This window comes from Chryseobacterium sp. RU33C, assembly GCF_900156015.1.
In the GTDB taxonomy this organism is placed as follows: Bacteria; Bacteroidota; Bacteroidia; order Flavobacteriales; family Weeksellaceae; genus Chryseobacterium; species Chryseobacterium candidae.
On record NZ_FTMT01000030.1, the window covers coordinates 38,189 to 46,598 of the forward strand.

Sequence of the window (8,410 nt, forward strand, 5' to 3'; positions counted from 1 at the left end):
CTTTATTTATAATGAAGTAAAAAGAAAAGATGCGGATGAGTCTGAATTCTCAATTTACCCCATGCAATGTGAATTTCTCTGAAAAGTTTTTATATATTTAGCGACCGAATAATTCATTCAATGAGCAACGAAAATAAAACAGGACAAAACGAGACTTTAGTTAGAGGATTAACAAATCGACACATACAATTAATTGCCCTTGGAGGAGCTATAGGAACAGGGCTGTTTCTGGGAATTGGGCCAGCAGCAGTACTGGCAGGACCCTCTGTAATCTTAGGGTATGCTTTAGCAGGAATTATAGCCTTTTTTATTATGCGTCAGCTGGGTGAAATGGTAGTTCAGGAACCTGTTTCGGGAAGTTTTAGTTACTTTGCCTATAAATATTGGGGAAATTTCCCGGGATTTGCTTCCGGATGGAACTACTGGATTCTCTATATTCTGGTAAGTATGGCGGAACTTACCGCTATCGGGCATTACATTCATTTTTGGTGGCCGGAAATACCACTCTGGGTCTCCAGCTTATTCTTCTTTGTGGTAATCAATGCGCTTAACTTGGCTTCTGTAAAGGTATACGGAGAAACAGAATTCTGGTTTTCCATCATCAAAGTAGTAGCTATTATTGCGATGATTATTTTCGGAGTCTATCTTTTAATAAGTGGAACAGGAGGAGAAAAAGCAAGCATCACTAACCTTTGGAATGACGGAGGTTTCTTTCCCAAAGGATTATTTAATAAAACAGAAAACGGATATTCAGGATTATTTGCAGCAATGGCGATGATTATGTTCTCGTTCGGAGGACTTGAACTTATCGGAATTACAGCGGCAGAAGCCAAGAACCCGGAAAAAACTATTCCACAGGCAACCAATCAGGTGATCTACAGAATCCTTATTTTTTATGTAGGTGCTTTGGTGATTTTATTTGCATTGAGTCCCTGGAGAGATATTACAGAAGGATCAAGCCCTTTTGTAATGGTATTCCAGAATCTGAACGGACTTGAATTCAGTCTTTTTGGTAAAGTAATTCAGTTCAATACATTAATTGCGAATGTTCTTAACCTTATTGTTTTGACAGCCGCTTTGTCTGTTTACAACAGTAGTGTTTACAGTAACAGCAGAATGCTTTTCGGATTGGCTCAGCAGGGAAATGCTCCCAAATTCCTGAAAAAACTGAATAAAAACTCAGTTCCTACCAACGCAATCATTATTTCATCATGCTTTGCAGGGATTTGTATTATCATTAATAAATTAGTTCCGGAAAAAGCTTTTGAATATTTAATGGCTTTGGTAGTATCAACATTGATCATTAACTGGCTGATGATATGCTACACGCATTTGAAATTCAAGAAATCAATCAATGCGGAAGGTATTCAGTCAAAATTCCCGTCTATATTTTATCCTATATCCAACTATATCTGTATTGCATTTCTGGTTCTGATCTTAGGGCTTATGAGCATTACAGGAATGGAAATTCAGGTAATTCTTATTCCGATATGGATTGGCTTTTTGTTCGTGATGTATAAATTGTACAAACCAAAATAAAAATATAAAACAGATCCATACTTGTTTTGGAAAGGTGAAAATCAAATGATTTTCACCTTTTTTTCTGAGGATCTTTTGATGGGCTTTCTAAAAAAGGAAGAGATAAAAATCATTGGATGAGTACTTCCTATTTTCGCTTATTTTTTGTATATTAGTAAGAGGTTATATTTCAAATTCAGGTGAAAAAAATATAATCTGGTTGCAATACCTGCGGAGAAGCCGAAAACCGTTACAAAAAGTAGGCATTATCAAAAAAGACACCTATGGCCAATTTATTTCAAACCCTTACCAATACCGTAAAACATTGGTATATTCCATTAATCTTCGGGATTATTTTCCTTATCTGTGGTTTTTATGTATTCAGTGTGCCTTTGGCAACATATGTTACACTCTCAATTTTTTTCAGTGTTTCCTTTTTATTTTCAGGAATAACAGAAATATTCTTTTCCTTACAAAACAGTAAATCGTTACAGGGTTGGGGCTGGTTTCTTGTAAGTGGATTATTAACAACAGCAATAGGAGTTTACCTAATTGCAAACCCTCAGATTTCCATGACGGTACTTCCGTTTGTAATCGGATTTACTTTGCTGTTTCGTTCCTTTCAATTACTGGGCTTTGCATTTGACCTGAAAAGCATGAGAATAATGAGTTGGGGAAATGTAGCTTTGGCGAGTGTAGGAGGCATAATATTTTCCCTGTTGCTGATATTCAATCCGGTATTCACAGGAATTTCACTGGTTACCCTTACTGGTGTTTCTTTCATCTTCATGGGAATAGCTTCCATTATGCTGGCTTTAGACTTAAGAAAAGTCAAAAAAATTCCGGGAAAAGTAAGTCAGGAATTAAGGGATAAAATCAAATCAATACAGGAAGAAATTGATGAGCTTAAAAAATAAATAATATGATGATTGTATTCCTTTACTCAAATAACTATATTAAATGAAAGTTGGTTTAAAAAAACTATTTACCTTAAGCCTCAATTCGATTAAAGTATGAAAATATTTGTTTTTTTTAGCTTTTTAATCTTGGTGTCTTCATGTGTGGAACCTGATTGCAATGATGTGAAAAAAGCGTTCTATCCTGATGAATATAATTTGATTGTCGGAGAAGCAAGTATAGATAATTCCTGGATCAAAATTATAGGTTATCATCCTATAACTTATAAAAAATCAAATATTATGGTGCACAATAACTGGATTGATGATTATAATGAAGTGGAAGCAGGAGATACAATAATTAAGAGAGCGGGAAATCTAGAACTTGTCATTCATAAAAAAGATACAATTATTAGACATGATTGGTATTGTAAAGGAAAGCCTTATAAGTAAGTTTAATACTTGCTCTAATATTATCATCAAATTAGATAAGAGTGGAAGAAATTTCACTCTTATTTTTTCGTAATCTCACATTATTTTTTTTCATATCAAAGTATTCTTTTGCCTGAAACTAATCAATGAAAAATAGGAATTTCAATTTTGTATTTTAATTGAAGGATTGATTCTTAAAATAGAAAAATATTTTCCTGTACTAAGCTTAGAGGAAGTGATAAACAGTACATTTTTCTTTTTAGATCAGCTAAACTTTTTCTTTTCCCAACTTTTGTGTTTGATTTACTAATTTTAGAATAAAAAACAAAAACCATCCTTTTTAAGGATGGTTTGTAGACTCACAGGGATTCGAACCCCAGATGACTGAACCAAAATCAGTAGTGTTACCGCTACACCATGAGTCTGTGTTTGTTTTAGTGGTGCAAATTTACAGCTTTTTTCTTTACATACAAGAACTTTTTGATTTTTTTTTTAAATTTACTGTAGAATTTATTCACGGAAAACATGCTGATAGACTTCAATAATCTCAATATTAATCAATTATCATTCGGTACCGAATTTGAAAAGAAAGTGAAAATTTTTCTCGAAGAATGGTTTTCAGAAAATGCAGTAGTAAAGGTCCAGACTTCAGGCTCTACCGGAGTTCCGAAAATTTTTGAGATCGAAAAAAAGAAAATGGTCAATTCAGCAGTAATGACCTGTAATTTTTTAGGATTAAAAGAAGGGGATGCCGCATTACTCTGTCTGCCTGTAGAATATATCTCCGGGAAAATGATGATTGTGCGTTCCATAGAAAGAAAACTGAAGTTAAAAATTACTGATCCTTCTTTAAAACCAATGGAAGGTCTGGATGAAGAAATAGACTTTTGTGCCATGACACCCCTTCAGGTGGAAAACTCTCTGGAAAAGCTTCATCTGATTAAAAACCTGATCATTGGTGGTGCTGCCGTCTCAGAAAGTCTGAAAAGTAAAATCCTGCAAATGAATCTTAGTCCTTCAAATCGTATTTTTGAAACCTATGGAATGTCTGAAACCCTTTCCCATATTGGCTTAAAGCAATTGATGCCGGAACAGGAAGAGTATTTCACCGTTTTTGAAAATGTAAAAATCTCTTTAGATGACAGAGGCTGTCTGAAGATTTTTGCTCCCAATGTAAATGCTGAAGAGTTGCAAACTAATGATTTAGTTGAAATCAGAAATGATAAACAGTTTAAATTCCTTGGCAGGATTGATAATGTAATTAACTCCGGAGGCGCAAAAATTTTTCCGGAAACCCTGGAAGCCCTGGTAAAAAAAGAATTCCCGAACGAAGCTGTATTTATGGGGTTGCCTGACGAAAGTTTAGGTCAGAAATTGATATTGATTATAGAAGGAGATGAATCTGATGAGGTGAAAAAGAAAGTTTCAGAAATATCATTTGAGAAAAATTTTCACAGACCTAAAGAAATTATTTTTGTGAGTGGAATTCCAAGAACTCCCAATGGAAAAATAAATAGATTAGAATTGTATAAAAATATAAACTCAAACCAATAGTCTCAGCTTTTGATTCTATTATTTTAAAATCTTAAAAACCATGAAAGACTTTTCAAAAGAACTCAGTTTCAAAACTTCCCGCAGCAGCGGTGCAGGAGGACAAAACGTCAATAAAGTGGAGACTGCAGTCACCGTACTTTGGAAAGTAGATGTATCAGAGTTTTTTAATGAAGACGAAAAAATATTGATTCAGCTTAAACTGAAAAACAGGATCAATGCAGACGGTTTTTTATTCCTCTCAGTTTCTGAAAGTAGAACCCAGCTCATGAATAAAAATAAAGCCATTGAAAAAATACTTGAAATGGTAAACAAAGCTCTTGTTGTTCCCAAAAAAAGAACAGCAACCAAGCCTTCAAAAGGACAGAAACAAAAAAGGCTGGATAACAAGAAAAAGCTTTCAGACAAAAAAGAAAACAGACGTTTCAGATTTTAATTAGTTTTTCCATAAAAAACTTTATTTTTGTCGGAAACTTTAAAACCATGATAAAAAAAATAATCGTAGTTGGAGTGTTCTCAATCTCCACTTTATCTTTCGCTCAGAAATTTTCTATCAGGCCTTCCGTAGGATATGCATGGAGAACAGCAAAAACAATTTCCGGCCTTAGCAGGGAAGAAGAACAATATGTAAAAGGTCTTAAAAACGGAGTGAACTTTGATATTGCTGCCCATTATGAAGTGAAAAACGGTCTTGCGTTTGGACTGAAGTATTCTAATTACAGTGCGTCCAGTGACGGATTTTTACTTGGAAATGTCAACGGAATGCCTGTCTCTGTTCCTGTAACAACAAAAGATGATATTACATTTTTCGGTTTCTCCGGACTTATTTCAAATAACCATCTGTCTACCAGACATAAGGTATTTGCAGATATCGCACTGGGAGTACTATCTTATACTACAAAAACAGGATCTGTAAAAGGTACCGGAAGTACGTTCGGGGCAGAAGTTGATTTTGGATATCAATATCAGGTAAGCAAGAATTTTCTGATTGGGCCAAAAGTAGGTTTAAGCGGCGGTACTCTGAATAAAATGAAGATAAACGGAGTTACCTATAAATTTGATGATGACCAAAAAGAAGGTTTGCACAGAGTTTCTTTAAGTGCAGCCGCTACATTTCGTTTTTAAGCCGTATCTTTGTTAGAATTAATAATAATTGATAATGACAGCAACAATCTTTTTATCTGCAGAACACCGACGGTCAGGATTGCTGCTGTCTTTACTTTATCTTCACACAGATTCTTTTCTGAAAAGTTCTAAGGACTTCATTATTTAAGCCCTGTCAGGATCCAGGACAGGGAATCATCACGAATTTTATTTATCGCTTTTTGCAGTTTTCCAGAGAAGAAGGCTGTTATATGCCTGGATTCTACTTTGGATCATCAGGGAATAACTGCATTTAATTTTTTTAAAATGAAGAAAATGTCTAATCATATTATTGTAACCACCGGAATTTATGATGCTATAAAAGATACACTGAGAAGAAAAAAAGTGAGCATCGGAGAAGAAAAGAGATTAACTGAAGAACTTAGAAAGGCAAAACAAGTGTTGAGAAGAGATCTTCCTGCAGATATTGTAACGGTTGAAAGAAAAGTAACATTAAAAGACCATACCTTAGATTTTGAACACGAGTATATTTTTGTGGCATCTAACAAAGAAAAACTAAAAAAGAATAAGCATTCCATACTGTCGGAGATTGCGCTTGCAGTAGTAGGGTATAAAGTAGGAGATATCATCAACTGGCCTTTCAAAGACGGAGAAAGGAAAATCGAGATCCTGAAAGTGGAAGCCTGGGAAGGATAAATCTCTTTGAATATTATTAAGTTGAATTACAATGAAAGCGCGGCTTATTTGGGCTGCGCTTTTTTATTAATATAATCCATCTTAAAAATTAAATGGCACAAGTTTTTTTATAAGTTAAAAGCTTTAAGGCGCTATGTTTGGGAACTCTTTGCATATTTTACAAAACAGCGTTGGAATTTAACAAATGATAAAAAATACTCTTCTATCACACTTTCTTCAGGTGCTTTAGCTTCATTCCGTTTTTAAGTTTTATCTTTGCAAAAATTAAAAAAATGAGCAAACCGATAACTGAATTCATAGAAAAGTATTACCTGCACTTCAACGCAGCTGCATTGGTGGATGCTTCTAAAGGATATGTTGCACATCTTAAAGATGGCGGAAAAATGATGATTACTTTGGCAGGAGCAATGTCTACTGCTGAATTAGGAAAGATTCTTGCTGAAATGATCCGTCAGGGAAAAGTGGATTTTATCTCTTGTACAGGGGCTAACCTTGAAGAAGATTTAATGAATCTTGTAGCACACTCTCACTATGAAAGAGTTCCTCATTATAGAGATTTAACAGCTCAGGATGAGTGGGATCTTTTGGAAAGAGGCCTGAACAGAGTTACAGATACCTGTATCCCTGAAGAAGAAGCTTTCAGAAGATTACAAAAACATATCGTGGAGATCTGGAAAGATGCAGAAGCTAAAGGAGAAAGATACTTCCCTCACGAATTTATGTACAAAATGATCCTTTCAGGAGTATTGGAGCAGTATTATGAAATTCCTAGAGAAAACTCATGGATGATTGCTGCTGCAGAAGCAAACTTACCAATTGTAGTACCAGGATGGGAAGATTCTACAATGGGTAACATCTTCGCTTCTTACTGTATCAAAGGAGAGCTTAAAGCGACTACCATGAAATCAGGGATCGAATATATGACTTACCTTGCAGACTGGTATACTAAAAATTCAGGAGGAAAAGGAGTTGGATTCTTCCAGATTGGTGGAGGTATCGCTGGAGATTTCCCTATTTGTGTAGTTCCAATGCTATATCAGGATATGGAAATGCATGATATTCCTTTCTGGTCTTATTTCTGCCAGATTTCTGATTCTACAACATCTTACGGTTCATATTCAGGAGCGGTTCCAAATGAAAAAATCACCTGGGGTAAACTGGATATTACTACACCGAAATTTATCGTTGAAAGTGATGCAACCATCTGTGCACCATTGATGTTCTCTTATATCTTAGAAAACGCTTAAGAATAAAAGTCTCACCAGAGATTACAATACCAGCGCTTCAATTCATTTGGAGCGCTTTTTTATTTGTTAGATTGCGTTTTCCAAAAATTCTTTACAAACATCTGTGCAATCCGTGGGAAAATAAAATCAATCCAAAGAATTCACCAGCACAAAGTATCGATAGGCCAGAATTCCCTTTTCTATCTTAGTCAGATGATTAGGATCTTTATTACTCAGTTTCGGAAGAACTTTTCTATTAACGGTATTCAACAGCCTGAAAAATGATTTTTTCATATCTTTATCTTTTAATGAAACATCATCGAGTTTGATAGAATTCAAAAATGATGCAAAAATATAGAAAACAGATATGGACGAAATTTTCAAACAACAGGTCTACGAAGTGGCAAGACTTATTCCCAAAGGAAGAGTATCTACATATGGCGCCATAGCAAAGGCTGTTGGTTACCCTAATCATTCCAGACATGTAGGAAAAGCGATGGGAGGATGTCCCAAAGATGTTCCTGCACACCGAGTGATTTCAAGCTCAGGAGTATTATCTGTCCCCGAATTTCAGCCTAAGCTGGAAGCTGAAGGAATCATTGTGGAAAATCTTAGAATAAAAAACTTCAGAAAACTCTTTTGGAATCCGCTGGATGAATTGTGAATTTCAAAGAATCTTTTTCACGCAAAGTTTTCTCTGAATATCGTAATATTTTTAAGAGAGCAAAGCCGGAATCCATTTCATTGATTCTTTCTAAGCGAATGTATTACTCAAAGCTTCATCAGCGACAATGTCGCAGCTCTTTGCCTCCTGAAATAAAAAACATTCGAATTACTATGCCTTTTGCGTCAAAAAACTCTTGCATCAATATTATACATCACAAAAAATGTCGGTAGTGTTTCACTAACTGTGTAAGTTAAAAAGTTATTCTGGAAAATTTTGAGCCCTCATAGCTCAAAAAATTTTACGGAAATAACTTTTTATTA

The 8,410-nt window shown here is 34.9% G+C and carries 10 protein-coding genes and 1 tRNA gene; 9 read left to right on the forward strand and 2 right to left on the reverse strand.

What is annotated here, in order from left to right:
- Positions 1-120: 120 nt before the first annotated feature.
- The 3 genes from BW946_RS19465 to BW946_RS19475 all read left to right on the forward strand — a co-directional run bounded on the left by BW946_RS19465 (position 121) and on the right by BW946_RS19475 (position 2,867).
- The gene (locus tag BW946_RS19465; protein WP_076597751.1) at positions 121-1,539 is read left to right on the forward strand and encodes an amino acid permease; all 1,419 of its coding nucleotides are present in this window, start codon (positions 121-123) and stop codon (positions 1,537-1,539) included.
- Between the two features lie 263 nt (positions 1,540-1,802).
- Positions 1,803-2,435, forward strand: a complete 633-nt coding sequence (locus BW946_RS19470; protein ID WP_076597752.1) for an HdeD family acid-resistance protein — start codon at positions 1,803-1,805, stop codon at positions 2,433-2,435.
- A gap of 96 nt (positions 2,436-2,531) precedes the next feature.
- A complete protein-coding gene (locus BW946_RS19475) occupies positions 2,532-2,867 on the forward strand; it encodes a hypothetical protein (RefSeq protein WP_076597753.1) in 336 nt (111 codons plus the stop codon).
- Between the two features lie 333 nt (positions 2,868-3,200).
- Here the strand turns inward: BW946_RS19475 and BW946_RS19480 are convergent.
- Positions 3,201-3,271, reverse strand: a tRNA-Gln gene (locus tag BW946_RS19480).
- A 100-nt stretch (positions 3,272-3,371) separates the two neighbouring features.
- Here BW946_RS19480 and BW946_RS19485 point away from each other — a divergent pair.
- The 5 genes from BW946_RS19485 to BW946_RS19505 all read left to right on the forward strand — a co-directional run bounded on the left by BW946_RS19485 (position 3,372) and on the right by BW946_RS19505 (position 7,444).
- Entirely contained in the window at positions 3,372-4,400 is a 1,029-nt protein-coding gene (locus BW946_RS19485) for an AMP-binding protein (RefSeq protein ID WP_076597754.1), read from the forward strand.
- A gap of 40 nt (positions 4,401-4,440) precedes the next feature.
- Positions 4,441-4,833, forward strand: a complete 393-nt coding sequence (gene arfB, locus BW946_RS19490; protein WP_076597755.1) for an alternative ribosome rescue aminoacyl-tRNA hydrolase ArfB — start codon at positions 4,441-4,443, stop codon at positions 4,831-4,833.
- Between the two features lie 47 nt (positions 4,834-4,880).
- Positions 4,881-5,522, forward strand: coding sequence for a hypothetical protein (locus tag BW946_RS19495; RefSeq protein WP_076597756.1), 642 nt, complete (start codon positions 4,881-4,883; stop codon positions 5,520-5,522).
- Between the two features lie 294 nt (positions 5,523-5,816).
- Entirely contained in the window at positions 5,817-6,197 is a 381-nt protein-coding gene (locus tag BW946_RS19500; RefSeq protein WP_076597757.1) for a GreA/GreB family elongation factor, read from the forward strand.
- Positions 6,198-6,469: 272 nt separating this feature from the next.
- On the forward strand, positions 6,470-7,444 hold the full coding sequence (locus BW946_RS19505) for a deoxyhypusine synthase family protein (RefSeq protein ID WP_047097747.1): 975 nt from the start codon (positions 6,470-6,472) through the stop codon (positions 7,442-7,444).
- 126 nt (positions 7,445-7,570) lie between these two features.
- On the opposite strand, the gene BW946_RS21540 is transcribed toward BW946_RS19505, so the two are convergent.
- Entirely contained in the window at positions 7,571-7,717 is a 147-nt protein-coding gene (locus BW946_RS21540; protein WP_170872109.1) for a hypothetical protein, read from the reverse strand.
- Positions 7,718-7,790: 73 nt separating this feature from the next.
- Here BW946_RS21540 and BW946_RS19515 point away from each other — a divergent pair, with 73 nt between their 5' ends.
- Positions 7,791-8,087 (forward strand): MGMT family protein, encoded by a 297-nt coding sequence (locus tag BW946_RS19515; RefSeq protein ID WP_076597759.1) that lies wholly within the window; start codon positions 7,791-7,793, stop codon positions 8,085-8,087.
- Positions 8,088-8,410: the final 323 nt, after the last annotated feature.